General features: G+C 40.7%; 12 protein-coding genes. 2 read left to right on the forward strand and 10 right to left on the reverse strand.

Annotation, left to right across the window (positions count from 1 at the left end; genetic code table 11):
• The first annotated feature begins 110 nt into the window (after positions 1 to 110).
• Positions 111 to 2,063, forward strand: a complete 1,953-nt coding sequence (locus IEU85_RS04940; protein ID WP_188355136.1) for a DUF4422 domain-containing protein — start codon at positions 111 to 113, stop codon at positions 2,061 to 2,063.
• Between the two features lie 99 nt (positions 2,064 to 2,162).
• On the opposite strand, the gene IEU85_RS04945 is transcribed toward IEU85_RS04940, so the two are convergent.
• From IEU85_RS04945 to IEU85_RS04990, 10 genes are all read right to left on the reverse strand, one after another.
• Positions 2,163 to 3,944, reverse strand: coding sequence for a DUF6541 family protein (locus IEU85_RS04945; RefSeq protein ID WP_188355137.1), 1,782 nt, complete (start codon positions 3,942 to 3,944; stop codon positions 2,163 to 2,165).
• 45 nt (positions 3,945 to 3,989) lie between these two features.
• The gene (locus IEU85_RS04950) at positions 3,990 to 5,798 is read right to left on the reverse strand and encodes a DUF6020 family protein (protein ID WP_188355138.1); all 1,809 of its coding nucleotides are present in this window, start codon (positions 5,796 to 5,798) and stop codon (positions 3,990 to 3,992) included.
• Positions 5,799 to 5,884: 86 nt separating this feature from the next.
• Positions 5,885 to 6,874: a glycosyltransferase gene (locus IEU85_RS04955; protein ID WP_188355139.1), complete on the reverse strand. Its 990-nt coding sequence runs from the start codon at positions 6,872 to 6,874 to the stop codon at positions 5,885 to 5,887.
• A 148-nt stretch (positions 6,875 to 7,022) separates the two neighbouring features.
• Positions 7,023 to 8,234 carry a UDP-galactopyranose mutase gene (gene glf / locus IEU85_RS04960; protein WP_188355140.1) on the reverse strand — a complete coding sequence of 404 codons (1,212 nt, stop codon included), beginning with the start codon at positions 8,232 to 8,234 and terminating at the stop codon, positions 7,023 to 7,025.
• Positions 8,235 to 8,481: 247 nt separating this feature from the next.
• On the reverse strand, positions 8,482 to 9,660 hold the full coding sequence (locus IEU85_RS04965; RefSeq protein WP_188355141.1) for a hypothetical protein: 1,179 nt from the start codon (positions 9,658 to 9,660) through the stop codon (positions 8,482 to 8,484).
• Positions 9,661 to 9,914: 254 nt separating this feature from the next.
• Positions 9,915 to 11,015: an acyltransferase gene (locus IEU85_RS04970; RefSeq protein WP_188355142.1), complete on the reverse strand. Its 1,101-nt coding sequence runs from the start codon at positions 11,013 to 11,015 to the stop codon at positions 9,915 to 9,917.
• Between the two features lie 84 nt (positions 11,016 to 11,099).
• Positions 11,100 to 14,147, reverse strand: a complete 3,048-nt coding sequence (locus IEU85_RS04975) for a DUF4422 domain-containing protein (protein ID WP_188355143.1) — start codon at positions 14,145 to 14,147, stop codon at positions 11,100 to 11,102.
• Between the two features lie 15 nt (positions 14,148 to 14,162).
• The gene (locus tag IEU85_RS04980) at positions 14,163 to 15,431 is read right to left on the reverse strand and encodes an ABC transporter ATP-binding protein (protein WP_188355144.1); all 1,269 of its coding nucleotides are present in this window, start codon (positions 15,429 to 15,431) and stop codon (positions 14,163 to 14,165) included.
• Positions 15,431 to 16,219 (reverse strand): ABC transporter permease, encoded by a 789-nt coding sequence (locus IEU85_RS04985; protein WP_371866651.1) that lies wholly within the window; start codon positions 16,217 to 16,219, stop codon positions 15,431 to 15,433. Before IEU85_RS04985 ends, IEU85_RS04980 begins: the two co-directional genes overlap by 1 nt.
• 219 nt (positions 16,220 to 16,438) lie before the next feature.
• Positions 16,439 to 18,262 carry an LTA synthase family protein gene (locus IEU85_RS04990; RefSeq protein ID WP_188355146.1) on the reverse strand — a complete coding sequence of 608 codons (1,824 nt, stop codon included), beginning with the start codon at positions 18,260 to 18,262 and terminating at the stop codon, positions 16,439 to 16,441.
• 205 nt (positions 18,263 to 18,467) lie between these two features.
• Between IEU85_RS04990 and IEU85_RS04995 the strand changes: the two genes are divergently transcribed.
• Positions 18,468 to 20,993, forward strand: coding sequence for a YfhO family protein (locus IEU85_RS04995; protein ID WP_188355147.1), 2,526 nt, complete (start codon positions 18,468 to 18,470; stop codon positions 20,991 to 20,993).
• The last annotated feature ends 6 nt before the right edge of the window (positions 20,994 to 20,999 follow it).

A 20,999-nucleotide genomic window follows, 5' to 3' on the forward strand; every position in this document is an offset into this window, starting at 1 on the left:
GCGGCTCATACTTGCTGCGCTACCACGCGGATATTGATAAACATAACGTCTGCTAAGAGACTAAATTGCATAGGCGGACATAGATAGAACACGAAATAAGGTGGCTTTTCATGGCTTCAACACCACAAGCACAGACACAAGCACAAACGCAGGAACAAACACAAGCACAACAGCAAGCACAACAGCAACCACACGCTGCAGATCCGCGTGTGAAAATTTTCGTTAGTGTCCATAAGCCATCGCAACTAGTAGAAGGTACTTGCTTCTACCCTGTACATGTGGGCAGTACCCTTACTGACAAGGAACTCTCAGGAACCTTGCGCGATGATATCGGCGAGAATATTTCTGAGCGTAACCCTCGCTATTGTGAACTTACTGCACAGTACTGGGCATGGAAAAATGTAGATGCTGATTATTACGGGTTCTGTCACTATCGTCGATATTTTGATTTTTCTGGCGTCCGTCACCAAGAGAACGATTATGGCGAAATTCTTGACACGTATATAACTGACGAGACAATCAAACGTTATGGCTTGGATGATGAGCATGTGTTGTCGAATGTCGCTGGCTGGGATGTGATTACCACACCATATAACGATGTGCGCAAGATGGATGGTTTCTCTTCTTTGAAAGATCATTGGAATGCGGATGACCACCTGCAATTGCATGATTTGCGTCATATGTATGATATTTTGGTCAATGCATACCCTGATTATCAGCCCGACGCGGATGCAGTATTGAATGGCACTAAGGCTGCTTTTTGCAATATGTTTATTATGCGTAAGGAGATTTTCCACGACTACTGCCAGTGGCTTTTTCCTTTGCTTGATGCTTTTGATCAGACTGCGGATATGTCAACCGCTGATGTGCAAAGACTGCGTACCGTCGGTCATCTTTCTGAGCGACTACTCAACATCTATTTGGCACACCAACAGCGCATCGGTAAACAGTGGCGTATTAAGCAGCTTCAATGCGTACACTTCACACATCCCGAGCCAATTGAGACGCTTAATCCACTTGATATAAATCCACGATATACCATACCGATTGTCTTAGCAGCAGATGATGCATATGTGCCTATGCTAGCCACGACTATCCATTCTATACTGAGTAATGCAGACACAGAGTATTACTACGATTTTATCGTGTTGCATCGTAATATTTCTGTGCAAAATCAAAATACACTTTCCTCATTTGTTAGTAGAGCAAAGCATGCCTCCATCCGTTTCTATGATGTGCAACGGATAATTGAAAACTACGTGCTTGATACCAACAATCCACATATCAGCATAGAAACCTATTACCGCTTTATTATTCAAGATATTTTACCATTCTATAAAAAAGTCTTGTATTTAGACTGCGATTTGATAGTAAACGCTGATATTGCAACGCTCTATGCTACTGATATTAAGAACTATTGTTTGGCTGCGGTAAAAGATATTGATTTTACTGGCACGCTGGCTATGAAGGATGGTAAGAGAAAACAGTACACCGATACTGTTTTGCATATGAACAATGGGTTTAATTACTTCCAAGCTGGAGTAATGCTACTGAATCTTGACGAGCTGCGCATGTTGCATACTGTTGAAGAATGGCTTGCTATGTCTACAGATACGGCATACATTTACAACGATCAGGATATCTTAAATATGGAGTGTGAAGGAAAGGTACTCTACCTTGATGCGCGTTGGAATGTGATGCACGATTGTGCTGGTCGAGTCGATGGGGTGTTTGCGTTTGCTCCTGCTGAGGATTTCTTAGCATATCAGCAAGCACGCCGCGATCCAAGTATTGTGCATTATGCTGGTTTTGAAAAGCCTTGGAAGAATCCATGGTGTGATTTTGGTCCGTTGTACTGGCATTATGCTCAGCAGACACCGTTCTCAGTGCAACTCATCGCTATGCTGGCTGGGATACAGAAGCCTAAGCCTATTCAACATCATGATCGCGCAATTGCTGAGGATAGCCCATTGCGCAAATACGGTGATATTCTAGCTCCTACTGGTTCGAAACAGCGTGAGATCGCAAAGGTGATAGTGCGAAAAATGCGTGGTAGAAAATAGTCTCGGCAAATATGTATATAGCTCGTGTGGGTGTGCTGCATCCTTGATCCTTAGACACATCCACACAGCATATATGCACTTATACGCATCGTATACACACTATCTACAACTAAACCTATACAACTTCCACTGCTCTCCACGGGGCGCTAAATGAGAGTAGTCCTGCACAGGTTGGAGTACTCCCTTATCGACATATGAGTTGATTATTTGCTCGTCATGGAATGGGTCGTATTGCTCTTTAAAAGTGAACATTTGTAAACTCGGCGCCTGTTGACCCATGTCGAGGAAATACTCTTCGCCTTGCTGGCTAATTGGACATACGGTCTGCTCTACTTGCTGCGGATCACCTGAGGCGAATGCACGCTCCACTTGCCCAAAAATTGCACCATTTTTCTCTGCCTTAGGGTTATAAATTGGGTACAACATATCAGTTCCAAAAGCAGCAGTACCATACATAGACCCATTGAGCGGATCCGCAATTACAACATCATCAGTATCAACACGCTGTGCTACATCAGCAAGTACTCGATATTTCTGTGTAGTCATTTGTTCGTGTGGATTGTCGTTATGCAATGACGTATTGTCTATAAGCGTATTGCGCAGATCCGTGCGTAGCGGATTCGCCACTTGACCTACAAGGCATATGCTACAGATCATAAATACCGCTATGCCACAAACTACCTGACGCCAAGCCAAGCGTTCTATTGTTGCACCATACCAGAGCACACTTAACGTATAGGAAAACAGTATGATAAAGAGTAGAGGCAGCATAGTAATAGGTCTAGTTTCTCCGCGATACCATACTGCAGTAACAATATTGGCAAACCATCCAGTAACTGCTGCAGAGCATACATACACAGTTGATACAGCAATAACGAGAATACCAATTGCTACACTCTCTCGCCTAACAGAGTTGTTCACGCTTTTCGTTGCATGGCGTAAATACCATGGTGCAATGATGACAATACCTACAGCACCGATAGCTACCATTGCCACAAGTATTCCCGCAGGCCCCGCAATATTATCCGTTACTAGCACGCCAATACTTGCTGGTAGTGTGCGCGTAGGGACAAAAGTATGAAACCAGCTACTTGGATTAAAGTATCTACTAGACTGATAATGTGTCGTCATATAGGCAAATAATGCTACTGCTCCGGCAGCACATACACCGAGCATACCCAGTATATATTTCAGTGATAATTTCACCACAATAAATGGGACAATAAACAGCAACCAAGTAAATGCAATGCGTGGATGCGCAAATAGGCACACAGCCATCATGACAAGATTAGCAATAATAAACCGCATTGAGCGAAGATTGTCAAGAAGTCTCAGCGATACATACAGCCAAAGCGGAAGTATTGAAGTTGCCATACCAAAAGCAATAAGCGGCCCAGCATTAAGCATCCAGTAGGGGTGGCTTGGTGAGCTTATTGCAAAAACTGGGATGCAGATAGCCATGATGCAGGCAAATAGATTCGAATCAACGAATTGCTTCCTCGTCCAATATGAGGCAAGCAATTGGCAACCAAATGGCCAGATAATGCCTGAAATTGCAATCCAAACGGTATTAAATGCTCCAATAATGCTCAGCTTGATACCGCATAGTGAAGCAAGTTTGACTAGACCGGCAACCAGTACGTGAAAAAACGGCGGATAGTACTCGTCATTGGGCCAAAGCCTAGCTGCAGCAGGCAATCCCTCATCTAGGATTTTTCGCACAAAATAGTAGTGCGCTGGGGCATCAATTTGCTGGATCGGATACGTCCACATAGCTGCAGTGTGCGGAAACCACAGCACAACTATTGTGAATGCAGCACCAACGCCGAGCAAGCAGCATAAGCAATATGCAATCTTGCTGCTTTGCAAACGTCCTATCATAGTAATCCCCTAAATTGAAATCTACGCATGCCTGTCTGATAGAACTTATTCGCAAGCTCTCTTAACAGTTTCTCGCTCCTGTACCAACACAGAAAGTAAACAAAGCACTACAGGAATGCCAAATACTACAGACATTGCATAACGCATGGCTTCAATACTACCTGAATTTGAGGTAACCCATAAGAAGAGATATGACACTATAAACGGTATAATTGCTACGCCATAGGTCAGGCGCTGTCGCTTGTTTCCCCAGCTGACAAACACGAAGCTGAATAATAATACCGTAATCCATGTAGTCCACAAAGCGCGTGAAAACAGTGTAGAACCGAGTGCCGTGCCGTTGATCCACAATATAATGTCTTGCAACAGACGAGCAAAGCGCTTGTCATTATTAGATAATCCTAAATCAGCTGCTCTTGCAAACTCTTCAAACTGCTGAGAAGATGCATCAAAAGTTGTTCCCTCAGCATACACCTGCATTAGATACGCATTCTTCCATTCTTGAGGAAGTTGCGTATGCGGCAACGTGAACCACGATGATTCCATCCCAAGCCAAGCTTCCAGATATGCTTTTGGATAGAGTGTTATGCCCCGAGTCCACTGTTGCATAAATGCTTGTAAATGTGCTTGTTTTTCGCTATTCCAAGAATTGCCTTTAATATAGTCTCCATTAAATTGCACATAACGAGATGCCACATCGTCACCTAAAAGATCGGTAACCGCTTTTTTGAAATCAGGATCAACATTTGAAACAGTGGTAACAACACGAGCTGCTTGCATAAATGGCACCACGAGCATCTCTTGCTTCCCACCGGGTGCAATATGAAATGCTGGGAAAATAAGTGCAACAAGTACCACTTGCACAAGCACAGCACTTGCTAGAATCCCAGCCATAAGAGCCTTGATCTGCTTACCATGAATTGCAAGAAGAGCAATTACTGCTGTGAGTGCAATAATATAAATACCGGTTTTTTTCGTAAGCACCATGAGTATTGATTCAAAGATTACAGCGTAAACAAGCCACTTTGAAAGCTTAATTTTCTTACATATAATCAGTGAACAGTGCGTAAAAAATAGAAGAAAAACAGGTATAAATAGTGAATCTTTTACCATACCAATAGAGAAAATTGGTATAAAAGGAACAAGCGCGATAATTACATAGAGCCATGTTAAGAGGCTTAGTGAAGCTCCAGCATTGTACCAAGTCTTAAGCATACATGTTACTGCACAAGTGGTGACAAGTGACTGAACCAAGGTATAGAGAAACACTCCAAAATTCCCTGAATGCATAACATTGCCCAATTGAACGAAAGCATTGAAAATAAGCGAATCAAATACTGGATGATGATCTGTGATTTGACCTGAAGAAATTACATTAGGCAGTCCGTGCATTTGCAAGAGTTGCGTTAGTGTATCGAACCAAATAATTCCCGGATACAGCAAAATGATGTACGGCACCCATGCTAGCCAAAGCACAGCCCATGATGTAATGAACCCCTTGCGAGTGGTGTTGCATAGCATTGCTCGGATAGCACGTTGAATACGCGAAAAGCATCCTCGTAGATGCGAAGTCGTGGTATGTGCGCCATCCGCAGTAGCTGCAGCATCATCTATGTCGCTATCCACATCACCGCGACCCCTAGCAGTACCGCTAACCACATGCAGCACAGCCTTCCTACCAAAGTGAATAAAAGCAATGCCGAGTGCTGCATAGAACAAAATGTGGAATGGCAAACGCATGTTGAACTGAATTGCATTATCTACTGCTACTGCTTCACTGAGAGCAGCAATAAGACCAAGGAGCAACCCAAGCACCAAGCAACTTACGCGTTGTAGTGTTATGCGTTTACCCATGAATCCACCCAGAATCAATCTACTTTTCAGACAAAGTTCTACCCAAAGAATAAGCTATTGTGCTTACTTGCTTTCTCTGCTTACTTTTAGCCTAGCGCTGGCATGGGCTTCCAGTTAGGATCGTGCATAAGTGCATGAGAATCTTTCCAACCGCGATATATTTGCTTGATGCCAGTGCGCAAATTTTTGCGATCTACAGCTACTAAGCGAATGACTTCTTTTGCTGCTGTGGCAGCAGTGCCGAGGGCAAAAATTACTGGATTGTAGTCACCATATAGTTTGAAATACTGCGCCATATACCCACGATTGCGCATAATATGATAGCGGTTCATATCTGACGTAGAGTTCAGCTGGCGAAGTCCTGCAATATCCCAATTACCGATTTCACGAGTACGGCGAAGAATACGATCTTGAATCACAATTGGCTTAGTAACTTTTGAAGCACGGTAGCCATACATGGTGTCATCCCAGTAGATAAAGAATCGTGGGTCTGGGAAGCCAATCTGGTCTACAATATTGCGCTTGAACAGCCCGCCTTCAAAGCATAACGTATTCATTGGACGATAGCCACGAGCGTCAAATGCTGCTGGAGCAATAGGGTTTGGAATGCCGAGCGGGACAAGGAATTGGTACTGCCAGTAGAATGGGCCGCCATCATAGTCGAAGCGTGAGCCTTGAATCACCTCGTACTTCTTGGTCCAAGGAGCTAGTCGGTCTATGCTTTCAGGCAGGACTGCAACATCGTCGTCCATAACCCAGAACCATTGCGCACCAAGTTCATAAGCACGCTTGACTCCAGCACTAAAGCCACCTGCACCGCCAAGATTATCAGTTTGAGGAGCATAGATTACTCGAGAAGTATTGCCTTGCGCGTCAGGCTCAGTTTCGCCCCACTGCTCGTCAAGTTTCTTACCTAAAGCCTCAACCATAGTTTGGGTTTGTTCGCTGTGCTCATTGTCTACGATGATAATGCGCCATGGTGCTTGGGTAAGCTGCTCAAATGATGCAAAGAGCACTTTCAATAGTTCTTGGCGTTTAAAAGTCACTACGCAGATTGCCAACTTCTCGATATTCATACTCCTATATTGGCACAACCCGCGGAATAGCTACTACAAAATACAAAAATGCAAAAGCCTCACACGAGCAGCATCTAATTCTCCAGTTCGATGGAGGCACTCATATGAGGCTATATACAGCACTTGAAGTTCTTGTGAATCTACTCCACTACTCCTTGCCTGCAAGCATTGGTTCAATCGTGCGCTCAAAAGATGCAAGAGCAGTAGCAATCACCTGATGCATGTCGTAATACTTGTACGTACCCAAACGACCACCAAATACCACATTCGGCTCTTGGTCAGCAAGCTCACTATACGTTTCATAAAGTGATTTGTCAGATTCCGTGTTGATTGGGTAGTATGGCTCATCCTCACGGCTGGCGAAGCGACTATACTCTTCCCATACCACGGTCTTATCAGGATTCTGCTGTGCGCGACGTTCTGGATTAAAATTCTTAAACTCAATAGCTCGAGTGTAAGGCACATCGCTATCCGCAAAGTTCATCACAGGGCAGCCAAAATGATCGCCTTCATCGTAGCGACGCTCTACAAAATCAACGGTGCGCCACTTCAATTCACCGTGAGAATAGTTAAAATAGCGGTCAATCGGACCGGTATACACTACTGGCACGCGACCTACCAGTGCGCTCTTATTCCAAGGCTGAGACTCGTCAAAGAAATCCACACCCAGCTTAACTTCGATACGAGGGTCATCAATCATACGCTCAAACCAAGCAGTATAGCCATCAGTTGGCAACCCTTCCCAAGTATCCTTGAAATAGCGTGAATCGTAGTTGAAGCGCACTGGAAGTCTAGAAATAATAGAAGCAGGAAGCTCAGTTGGATCAGTTTGCCACTGCTTCGCCGTGTAATTCTTGATAAATGCTTCATACAGAGGGCGACCGATTAAGCTAATGCCTTTATCATTCAAATTCTGAGGATCTTTACCAGCAAGCTCACCTGCCTGCTCATCAATTAAAGCCTTTGCCTCAGCTGGAGTATACGATGCGCGGAAGAACTGATTGACTGTGCCCAAGTTGATTGGCAGAGGGAACACTTCCCCGTTATGCGTGGTATACACGCGATGCACATAGTTCGTGAATGTAGTGAAACGGTTGACATACTTCCACACCACTTCGCTGGAAGTGTGGAACAGGTGAGCACCATACTTGTGAATTTCTGCGCCAGTTTCCTTATCGAAATAGCTGTACGCATTGCCACCAATATGGTCACGCACGTCAAGCATTACAACGCGAGCGCCGGTTTTTTCAACAGCCTGCTGCGCAACGGTAAGTCCAAACAGACCAGCGCCAACAATTACTAAATCAGGAAGCTGATCATCAGTGAGTGGTTCACCCGCTGCTACTACTTTTTCTGCCATACAATCTCCTTCGCACACTATACATATATATTTCGCAAGCTGTACGCGCTGTCATACACACATGATGCATACCTTCATGCGCATATCGGGCAATGTGCTACATGCTATCCCGATAAATACCCATTATTGATGCTAATACTATCCCAACAGCGGGATTTGAGTGATACTCTATTATTTTAAGCAATAATGAAAATTATATAATAATAAACTACGATTACTCCAATAATTCACTTCATAGTACAGCTAGTTAACTGGTCCTAGCAATGGTTTTATCTGTATTCTGTCCGTCATTTACCTCCTTCAACTTAAAGTCACATTGGAGTATGTTTGTCTTCCCATTGGGAATTTCAAAGGAAATACGCTCACTTTTCTGAATAATAGGCAGTAAAGAATTACGTGCCGCAGTTTCAGCAGTAAATCGATAATTGATACTTGTCGTCGCAAGTTGGTTATTTGTTGTTTGATCCACTTCTGCAAGGTTAAATTCAATTATTAACGCATCAGCAATCAGAATAGATATCCAACTGTCTTTTAGAGAAAAAACTGCATGAGCCTTGTGTACAACTTCATCACCGTGAAGAAAAACAACATCAAGACTTCGCTCCGGATGTATTAACCTACCCATTTCTGTAATACTAGAAACATCTACAGCCCCCGGAATCGCACTCAGATCAAAATCTGCAGGAATTATTGTACCAACAGGAGCGACCATTATTCTCAGCGAAGTCACTAGATCTTCTTCCGTGGCTACAACTTGTTCTTCCCATGCAGACTTATCTATATTCAACTTGAATTGCTTATCAAGAACAGTAATCATCTTCAAAAGGTTGACGATAAGAACAGCTAATGTACTGAAGAATGCTGTACCAGCAAAATATCGATCCCTATAAGAAAGACTTAGAGCTTTAGCCTTGTTTCCTTTAGGATCGGCATGAACTAAATCTGAATACAACCAAGCTTCACCTATTAATAAATCTGATAAAGGTTCAGATTCTGGAACATTCTCTTTATCGAATCTTTGAATTGTATATGACTTCCCATGATTTTTATCTCGCAAGTTATGAAATGTTTCTTGGCAAGATTGTAAGCATTGATTTTCATCCTCATCCAACTGACGATCACCAAGCAACATTTCTATTGAACGAAATACTTTATCAAGATAAACAGGTTCTGATTCGAGAATGCATGGTCTCGTACGAGCAGCAAGTGATTCAAAGATCTCTTGTTCAGGCATTATATACCTCATCTGAGGAGAATATCCCTCTTTGTGACGAAGGGTAAATGAAGGATTCATGTATTTCAAAACAGATTGATTCTGGACTAATGAATGAGCCTCAACACGACGTGCTCTTATCACAAATCGGCGCAAAATATCTCGTGCCTCAGTATCATTTGTGGGACCGAGCGCCTTCTGTTGTCTCTTCATTGAGTTACTCTTCCTTGACATCGAGTACTTTCTTAGTTGAGCGATTTACATTGAATTGTATTTTACCGCCAATAATCAAACATATGTTCGAATTGCTTATAGCTGAATCAGTGAAAATCTAGCCGCTACTTAGACGCTATCCATGGAATGGCATCTTCACAAACCATCCTTAAGTAAACACCGTGTAGCAACTTATACAATTCTAGATTTTGTGGGTGATATGACTCTCATATCACCCACTTTTCTCAAATACGTCATTTTGCCAAGATCAACCATCTGAGTTTTTGTGATCTTGCAAGTATTGCGCAAACGAAATAGCATACAACTATCGTTATTGCACTAAATAACACCGGTGTCCATAATCTGTTAAATGTGCTAGGAAAGTGCTTCTCTAAGGGAAGGATTATCAACATGTGCATAAGGAATATTCCAAAAGAATATCTGGATAAGTTTGTTACTAATGAACTAAATACTCCCAACTTTACTACTCGATACAAAACTAAGAAGATGCATACAGCAACTAGCGGCAAAGTGAAGAATGAGTACCAGATTGGTCCTTCCACACCTCGACTAAATAGAAAATTCTGATATAATACAGTACCGATAAAAGCCGAAACTGCAAAGATAACTAGTAAGATAGTAATTACTGCTTCTCTTCTACTCGAATAAGTACTTAACTTCAAAGACAAGCTCTTAGCTAGAAATCCCAACACGACATAAATACCATATATACCACCGCTGAATGGAAAACTAACTTGTGAAATAATTTCAGTATTAAAAGAGAAAATATTTTCGTCTAGATATTGGATGGTAGGGACTATAAATACGTAGCAATAAGCTGCGGTTGTAATAATTGACAATGCCTTATTACTAACACTATGGATACCAATTGACACAAAAGGCAATAAAACATATATTCCTATAATCATTGGTATATACCATGCCTGTGCCATATTAACTGGAGCAATCAATAACGCTCTAGCTAAATAGCCAAACACGGAGAAAGTATGTTGATAAAAGATACAGTCAAAAACTTCATATAAGAGAATCCAAAACTGCCATGCGATGATTAATGGTAACAGATTTTTACGGTAAAACTGCAAGACTCCTTTACCATTATCTCCTGAAAAATCTCTATCTAATAATAGATACCCTGTCAGCATAAGAAACAGTGGTACTCCCAATCTTCCAAAAGTGAAAAAAGAAATCTCAATTAATCGGTGTAACAGCGGCATGTTATTTAGATAACTTGAGTTATAGTGTGTCGAATATTCCGTAGCATGATTAAACACCACACAAATAATCGCAAAACTACGTATCACATCAAGTTGGAATATTCGTTTCACGCTCGTCATAATAACCACTCATTCCCTTTTACTACTCATGTAACAGCATGACAGGGTTGATACAGATAAACCTACAACATAAAAACCATCATATTACTTGCGACCGCGTAACTTGCGCACTATCGCTTTTGCGGCTTCTCGCTGAGGAGAACCAAGTGGCGCAATTGGATCGATAACCTTACGTAGAGGGTTCTGCTCCCCGATAGCATTCTCATGTAGGATCTGTCGCTTGCTTGCTGGACGGAAGTTCTCATGCTCAATTTTCTTGAGTAACCGCTCATAGAATGGCGTTTGGCGAGCATAACGCCAGTAATAGCTTGCAAAATCGCAATCTGGGTTCTTCCATGGCTTCTCAAATCCAGCATAATGGATGATTAGAGGATTTTGACGTGATGCTTGGTACGCATCAAAAGCACTATTTGGCGCATACGAGAACACGTTTGCTACTCGATTAGCACAGTCGTGCATCACGTTCCAATTCCAATCAAGATACTCTACCCTGCCTTCACAGCAGACGTTGAGTACATCTTGATCGTTGTAAATGTAATCAGGGTTAGATGCAAACTCAAGCCATTGCGTAATGGAATACTGTTCTCGCATTGCCTTGGTATTAAGTACCAACACGCCTGCTTGGAAGTACTCATAAGGATTCTTCATGCCCAGCACTTCGCGATTGTACTCTAGGCGGTTGCCATCTTTCATATTGAGATTGCCAAGGAAGTCAATATCTCGAACCGCTGCAAGCAGGTTATCGCCAAGCTGAGTATCAAAAAGCTCAGCAATATTGCCGTTAATGACGATGTCTGAATCAAGATACAGCACCTTGTCGTAGAAAGGCAACACTTCTTGGATGAGGAATCGATAGTAGGTTTCCACGCTAATATGCTCGTTATTGGTCGATAGCTCTACGCCAGAGACCAGACGATCAACATTAATGAAACGAAGTTCCATATTGTCAAACTGCTTTTTGAAAAATTCTTTCAACCGCTGCTGCTTAGCCCAAGTGATATTGCTCTGAAGCACTACGACATCATAGAAGCGTGAGGAATCAGCATTAGCCATTGCCGAGTACATTGTAGTAGCAAGTTGAGGTACGTAATTATCGTCCGCTGCAAACACTACAGGAACAATAGAAGCAGGGTTATCAACAGTCAAAAGCTCTTCTATCTGCTCTTGTGGCGCTGGCGACGTGAAATGCACGCACTGAAGCTCTTTGGTCTTCCATCCTGCGCCAATACGCTTATGATGAAGTAAATAAATATTGAGTAGTCGTTCAGCTAAATGTCCAGGAGTGCGCAGCGCTTCCTTGCTGTACCGTGACATGTCAGTTCTGCGCTCAAATTCTTCCAGCAGTGGGAAGAGCCATTCGCAGTAGTCTTGGAAGATTTCCTTGCGCATGATGAACATATTGCAGAAGCATGACTGGTGCCCGTTTAAGAAAGCAATGGCATCCTGCTTGTATGCTGGTTGCAGCTCGCACACAATGTCATACATACGATGCAAGTCTTCGTCAATGAGCTTTGGCGCAGCTTCCCATACTTCTTTCGGTGTGCCATGTCCCTCGATAATTTTTCGTAAATCACCAAATCTCGTTGTGATAACGTCATACCCCTCGATGGAGTTACGTATAGTTTCATCATCAAGACCATACTTAGCGATAGCTTTCGCATCAATATAGTCATCCATGATCTCACCGTACGCATTCTCCTTGTAGTCTGTCGAGGAGAAATTAAAGTAACGGCGATAATGGCAGAATCCATAGTAGTCTGCATCAACATTCTTCCAAGCCCAGTATTGAGTAGTCAGCTCACAGTACATAGGGTTCTTATCGGCAATGTTTTCTCCAGCATCATCTTGCAACGCCCAAGAAAGGCGCTGCGTCTTAGATCCAACTTGTACAGGCTGAAGAATACTGCCATCAGGAATATCCACTTCTTTATGCGTGGTTACAAAAATGCGGATAGGTTGGTTGGAATATGCACTAATTTTCTCTCTTTGAATCATAGCTCTCTCTAAATCTTTACTATGTTGTATTGCCAAACTTCTATTTTCAACTGATTGACGATCAACGTACACAACTTTTGAAATATCAATTTGTTTTATTAATTCTTTATACAAATCAATTAATTGTAGATTGTCATCAATGTCATGTAACTGTTTTCCTGATGTTAACTCGTGAAATGTCTTATATGTAGCATCTCTAAGGTAACGATACAACTCCCAGTAAATGTCACTATCCGTAAAGTGCTCCTGTGCGTATGCTATTGCTTCTTTCTTTAATGAAAGATCAACACAATCATTCCATTCATTAAGAGAGTGCTGAACAAGTTTCTTATGAATCGCATGGTACACTTCAGTTAGTTCTACAGCATCGTTATCTGTTTTATTAATAAAATCCATGCACAAGCTATCTGCCATACTATCTTGCTGACAGATATACTCGTAGTCTTTTGCCGAAAGGCTATCTATACTCGATACACCTCGATCTAAATGATAGATGTAATACTGCGAGTTAGCCAGAGCTTTATATGATTTTGCAAAATATGCTATGACGAAGAAGGTATACAAATCTTCTGAACGAACTAAATATTGTTCGTCAATATATTCTGTAATTCCACGAATTAATGATCCTCTAAAGATTTTGTGTGCTAAATTCCAATCAAAACCATTTTGTCCAAACGCAATTCGAAGTATTTCTGGTGAGCACAGAGTGCGCGGGATAGGATTCATAAATGATTCCATTCCAGCTACTGTTTTTTCTTCCAGTGTGTCTGCTACCACTTTAATACCGAAATGAAGTATATCTACATCTGACAGATGCACCTCATTCATCAGCTTGCTTAGTACGCCTTGTGTGAACTCGTCATCGGGATCAATGAATGTGACGTACTTCCCAGTTGAAGACTCAATTCCTCTCTTCCTTGCGATAAGCGTGCCACAGTTTTGCTCTAATGCAATAACTTTGATTCGAGAGTCTCGATTAGCCATCTCATAAGCTACGTTTAATGAGTTGTCACTACTGCCGTCATCAACAATAACTATTTCAAAATCATCAAAATCTTGATCCTGAATAGACTGAACACATGCAGGCAAAAAATCACGCTTGTTATATACAGGAATAATAATCGAAAGCTCAGCCATAATGTAACCTTTTCGTTATACTTGCATGGTTTCTACTAAGGAAACGCTCATGGATCTATCGTTTATCAGTGCATAGTTGTTGGTATTTTTTGAATCTCTGATTGCAAAAATAAGTGAATTACTATTGTTTGTGAATGCAATCATCTCAGTTTTCTCACTATCGGACAATGTCAACCGTCTTAGCGTGCAGAAAACTTTATATTCACCATCATTAAAAAGATGCAGTGGCATGGAGAATCGAACAATATGGTGTCCTTGAGGTACCTTAAATGTGTCAGGGCCAGAATCGTATGGAATACCTCCACGTTTAATATCATTCAATGAAATTGCAATATACCCATCATTATGCCCATACATATATTCAATTTCAAATATAAAGTCTGATGAAGATTGAGCTACTGTTGGAGATACAGGATTTATCCTTAAAATTGGGACTTCTTTATTTAATCCTTCTGGATAGACGTCAAGCTTCTCAGTATTTTGGTCGGCACTATCTTTTGAGTTCTCTCGCTTTAAATTCTCGAGTGTATAACGATCGGCGACATCGTTTTTATCACCGCTTGCGATAATCTCACCATCTTTAATTAAGATAGCTTTATTGCAATAGCGCTTTACCGCATCCATAGAATGCGTAACCAAAATCACTGTCTTGGTAGGGTCCTTCTTTATCTCAGCAAAGAAGTTATCGCACTTACGTTGGAATGCTTCATCGCCCACTGCAAGCACTTCATCAAGTACAAGAATATCTCCCTGTGCTTTAATTGCTACTGAGAATGCTAACCTTACCTGCATGCCAGAGGAATAGTTCTTGAGTTTTTGATCCATGAACTCTTCTAGCTCGGCAAATTCTACAATGTCATCATACATGGCATCAATCTCATCACGTGAGAAACCAAGCAGCGCACCGTTGAGATAGACATTTTCTCTACCAGTAAGTTCAGGATTGAACCCAACACCAAGCTCGATAAATGGCACCAGTTTGCCATTCACCATCACGCTTCCTTTTTCAGGAACGTAAATCTGCGAAATAATTTTTAGAAGTGTGGATTTTCCAGAACCATTTCTACCTACGATTCCAAAAAAATCACCTTGATGTACTTCAAAGTTGATATCTTTGAGCACTTTTTGCTCAGTATACCCTTTAATGCCTTTAGTCCAATTCAGGAATGCCATTTTAAGACCTGTGGCTTGCTCCGTAGGAAGCCTGAATGACTTTGCTACATGGTCAATTTTAAGTACTACTGGACGTTCAGCCTCTGCTTGCGTCATTTCGTTCGCTACCATTAGAGTACCTCCGCAAACTTTGCGCTATTCTTCCTAAATACTGCGACACCAATCCAAAGTAAAATAATCGAAGCGAGATATGGGAGTACATTAATCAATGGATTATGAATCATCGTCCAAACCGTTGGTACATACTCCGGAGACAGCAAATTATGACGAACATCCATAATTACTTGAGTGCTAGGGTTTAGCATGATGATCTTTGCAGCCCAAGCAAATTCAGGGTTCTTGGTAATCATGGAAATTGGGTAAATAATAGGTGTCGCATAGAACAGCGCTTGCAACACTACTTCCCAAATATGTGCAACATCGCGGAAATACACATACAGCGTGCCAAGAAGAAGCGCAAATCCAAGAGCAATAATATACAGTTGGAGAATATTAAAAGGCACTAACAGTATGCGCCAAGTGTAATGTGCATGAGCAAAGAAGCCGAAAGCAATAACTACAAGCAAATTAATGCTCAGCGAAATCATCGACCCCATAGTTGTAGAGGCCACAATAATGTAGTTCGGGAAATGAATCTTACGAAGCAAATCCCCTCGATCTACAATTGCTCGCATACCCATGCTGGTGGATTCTGAGAAGAAATTCCACAAGCAGGTGCCACAAAGCAATGAAATTGGGAATGTTGGCGTGCCATCCGTGAACTTCAAGAAGCGTACAAAGACTACATACATCACAGCAAACAGCATCAGTGGTTTGACTACTGACCAGAGCATTCCAAGGAATGATCCTTGGTAACGTAGCTGGAAATCTGTCTTTACCAGCTCACGAAACACCACCATTGCGTAGCGGTATCTACTTTGCAAACGCTTTACTACATTCTTCACAGTTAAACAATCTTACTGCAACGGCTTGAACTCGACTTCTGTCTAATAGACCAATTTAATTGCTGAAATATCTCTCCTTCGATAAAAGAATTAAAAAAGCCTTTGTGCTTGCTAACACCCACGAATATTACCAAGCACAAAGGCAATAGCTCATAATTCAACCTAGCTTTATTACTAACTTTGCTTATTATTCAACAACTTATCAACGTAGAATTGACTATACAATGAAGTTTCTTTATCTACAGTATCTTTACCATCGCGTTCAATAAGTGTTTGTTTATTGGATGCTAAATTCGTGCCCAAAGCCAATCGATTACCTTGGATTTTCACACCCAGAGATGACAAAATAGTTGGGAAATAATCCCAAGAAGCATACTGACGATCTCTCAACTTAAAATGTCGCTCAGGAAAATCAGCATTAATAAACGCATTAAATGTAGTACGCTCATACTTCGGATCCCAATCCTTGAAGAAATTCACATCCATGGAAAGATGATCGCCAGTCACCACAATCGTAGTATCCGGACCAAATGGCTGAGCTTGAATCCATTGAATAAGGTCGACAATTTGCTTTTGCGAGTTAAAAATCACGTTAGCATACTGCTTACCAAACTTGTCTTGGGTTTCCGGTTCCACAAAACCATCAGGGAAATGTGTATCAGCATTTTCCATCATCAAGTTAAAAGGCTTACCCTCACTAGCAAGACGAGTCATTTCCTGCTTAGCATAGTCATACAACTTATTATCTTCAAAGCCCCACCACACATTATAATCCTGTGGAATCAAACCATGCTCACGCGCATATTTCACATCAAAAATAGTTTGTACGCCATGATTCTGGTAAAAAGCGTCAAGACCACCGAAATGCGCATCGGCTCCAAACATAATAGTTTGGTTGTAGCCCTCTTTGGCAAGAATATCGGTATAACCAGTAGCCCCAGGCAAGAACCTGCCGTCAAGCCCGTAACTATTTTGAGTACCAGGAGCTTTCAAAGGAATACCAAAATTCATATTGGTCATACCAGCCACACTCCAACTCGTACCATAAATTTGATGAGGACCACCAAAAGGCTTATCAGTATGAGAGAAATGAACTCCGGTATTGGCAAGTTCCATTAAATTGGGCATTAGATTTTCATCCATATACCCACCATTTTGCTTATCTAAATATGATGTCTCCGCCGATTCAAAATAAATATGCACCAAATTGCGCTTATGCTTAGGAAAAGTAAGTTTCACACTCGTAGGATCAACATAATTATCTTGCACATACTCACTTTTTACCATATATGATTGTGCTATCTCTTTTGCGTGCAAATGCTTATATGCATATAAACAGCCACCAATACATATAGCGAATGATAGTGGAATAACAATCATCTGGCGGATTTTGCGCGTAATCCACACTTTCTTCTCAAAACCAAAACCTAATTTAGCTGGTACAACAAGTAGATAGGTTAGGATAAATATTACGAGGAAAAGAAGAAACACTGGACGTGAATACAAATCACGCATAGAGTCTTCATTAGCGCCGCCTACAGGAGAAGCAAAATTAAATAGAAATTGCTCAGGTGTCATTACTCCATAAAAGTCTTGGAACCACCATGATCCGATTCCTGCAAATGCGCCAATAGCCGCTGCAATCACTGCAACTACCATAACTACAATACGCCATGGGGAAAGATGAGCATGGTCAGGTTCCAAGCGGATAAAACCAACCATTGCTGCCTTAATGGTTAGAAATAGTAATCCAATAAGGATAGCTAGTATGACGTACTTCCACCAATAAGGAGTAATATATGCACCTGGATCGACGATATAGTCTCTTGAAAATACAAAGCGCAGCACAAATAATGCAGCAAAATTCACAAGCAATATATCAGAGATGATGATACCGAGAATATGCAAAGCACCTCTTGTGCGCGAGATGAAAATATCACCGAGTGCAATTATGAGTCCGCAAAGAACCCAAATGCTCAGCATGGCGACTATTGCCATTTGTTTACCTTTCTTCAATCTCACCTAATTCGTGTATCGAAGACAAAAGTCTATGACTTATATACTGTACAACTAACTGCATATAGCGTGGTATTACGTACCGCAAATTTGCTACCTAAACATTTCAGCTTTCACTTTTGATATTACTTCAAATACATGCTGTGCTCTAAACTTGTGAAAGTATATCTACTCAAAGGTACAGGGAATGTTGAAGAAACGTAATAACTATTTGTATTTGATAACTGGCACTGTTTCTGTGTTGATGCTGACTACTATTCTGTTATGCCTCCATACATATCCATTTGGCGATAAATTGTTTTTATGGGCAGATGCTGATCAAAATCTAGGCTTTTATTCTTATCTAAGAACTCTCACAGAGGGCAATAACATTTTCTACTCCTTAAATGGAGTCTTTGGCAGCAGTGAATTTTCATCATTGGCATTCTTTGCTTTTAGTCCTTTCAATATACTTTTTATCCTTTTCCCAACACACTTTATTGCTGTAACTCATTTTGTCGCATATTCAAAAATTATCCTCAGTTCAATAACTTTTCTGTATTTCCTCAATCAGATTGAACCTAAGTACTATAGAGTAGCAAAAGTACTGTTATCCATTTCATACGCTTTTATGGGATACACCATATTCTATGGATGGCATGCCGCTTGGCTTGATGCTGTAATGGTCTTACCTCTTATTGTTGCAGGTCTTTATAAGCTCGTTTATGAAGAGGAATATCTACTCTATATTTTCTCACTTGCATATGGAATTATTGCACAGTATTATCTTGGTTTTATGCTTGGAGTTGCCTCCATTATATTTTTCTGTTTCCTCTTATTTATTCGCTTCGCTCCTCAAACAAAGACATACAAAGCTTTTTTCGTGAGATCAAAAGATACCTTATTAATGTATTGCTGTTCGACAATAATTGCAGTTTGTATTAGTTCAATAGTACTCATACCAGCATTTCTTGGGATCCCGAATTTTAGAAAAGTCTCCCCACTTTCACAATTCACTGAGATGGGATTCCCACGATCACCATTTGATATTCTCTCCGGCATTTTCACTGGACAACAGAATACATTATGGGGTAATTCGCCAATAATATACATAGGTATTCTTCCTATAACACTTGTTGTAATGTATTTCCTAAATACCTCTGTTACAAAGATTGAAAAGATTGGATTTGCAGTATTATTATTTGTAATATCTTTTAGTTTTCTTAATTCTTTTATCAATCTATTCTGGCATGGATTGAGTCAAAACTCATGGTTCAATTATCGCTACTCTTTCATCATGAGTTTTCTATTGCTCTATATTGCATTTGAAAGTATACGTAACCTTCACCTCGAAGAACTACCTACTCTCTTTGCAAAAGCTTTTACTTTTGTACTCATTTTCTTCCTTGCTGTGATAGCTTTTGTACCAGGAAAAAATAAAGGACTCCTATTAACTTGGGATATTATTAGTCTCGGTTTAGTCCTATTGATAGTCCTATATACTTCTAGCAAAACCGCTGAAAGTAATTCAAATATACTCGTGATTACTGTCACTGCGCAAATAATAGCCAGTCTGTTGTTAAATAGTGTTGCAATTGTTCAGCAACAAAATCAACAAACATTAACATGGTTTGAGCGGGAAAATAAGTTATTTGCTCGAATTAAAGATTATGCACAACAAGCATCTCCTCTTTATCGAGTAGAAACTGTCAATCAGACTACCCGAACTAATGCTCATTTTTACAATTATCATGGCATAACAAACTATTCGTCGGCTGAAAATAAACAGGTTGTAGAGTTCGCAAAGCAGCTCGGTATGATCAGTGACTGGATGCAAGCAGGCTATAACTCAAATATGCCATTTTCTGCAGAAAGCCTAGTCGGACTTAAATATATTCTTACTGATAACCCCCATAATAAGCCATACGAACTTGTAAAAAATATTAATAACAAATATGCGATATATGAAAATCCATACACGTTACCAATTTTTTTCGAGCAAAACACAATAAAGGATTTTAATACAGAAAATCCTTTTGTTACTATCAATACAATCTATAATACCCTTGACAGCAATAGTGAGACTATTTTTAATAAGAATATTTATTCCATTGAACGGAGTCAGTCTTCACAAGACGGTGAGAATGTTCTTAATACATACATTGCTACAATAAAAGTTGATCATTCTGGTTCTGTCTATATGTTCATACCAAAAAATGCACACTCCATTACTATTCAAAAGGACGATAAAGAAGAGGCACTCAGTACACATACTTTTGAAGAAACATACTATCTGGGTCAATATGATGCTGGTGAAACTATTCAAGTCTCAATAACTCTCGAAAATCAAGAATTGACAAAGGATAATTTCACAAGTTACACCGAAAATGCAGAGGCTGTGAAAAACGTTTTACGTGATGTAAAGAAAGATGTCAAACTTGAGGAAAAATCAAGCTCAAAGTTTGATATCGAGTACACCGGTTCAAGCAAATACTTGTCCATGACTATACCATTCGATGAATCTTGGACCATCACCGATAACGGCAAGCGGGTGCAACCTGTACAAAACTGGAATGTATTCATGTCAATTCCATTAGATCAGTCAAATAATACCCACCATATTGAGATGAAATACACCCCAAGAGGACTTAAGCTTAGCATCGTATTCTTCTCGCTTGGTATCGCTGGACTGGTAGGAATGCTAATTTATACAAGACGAACACGTAAAAAGTAATAGAAA

Origin of the sequence: Galliscardovia ingluviei, from assembly GCF_014635685.1 — a bacterium.
GTDB classification, from domain to species: Bacteria; Actinomycetota; Actinomycetes; order Actinomycetales; family Bifidobacteriaceae; genus Galliscardovia; species Galliscardovia ingluviei.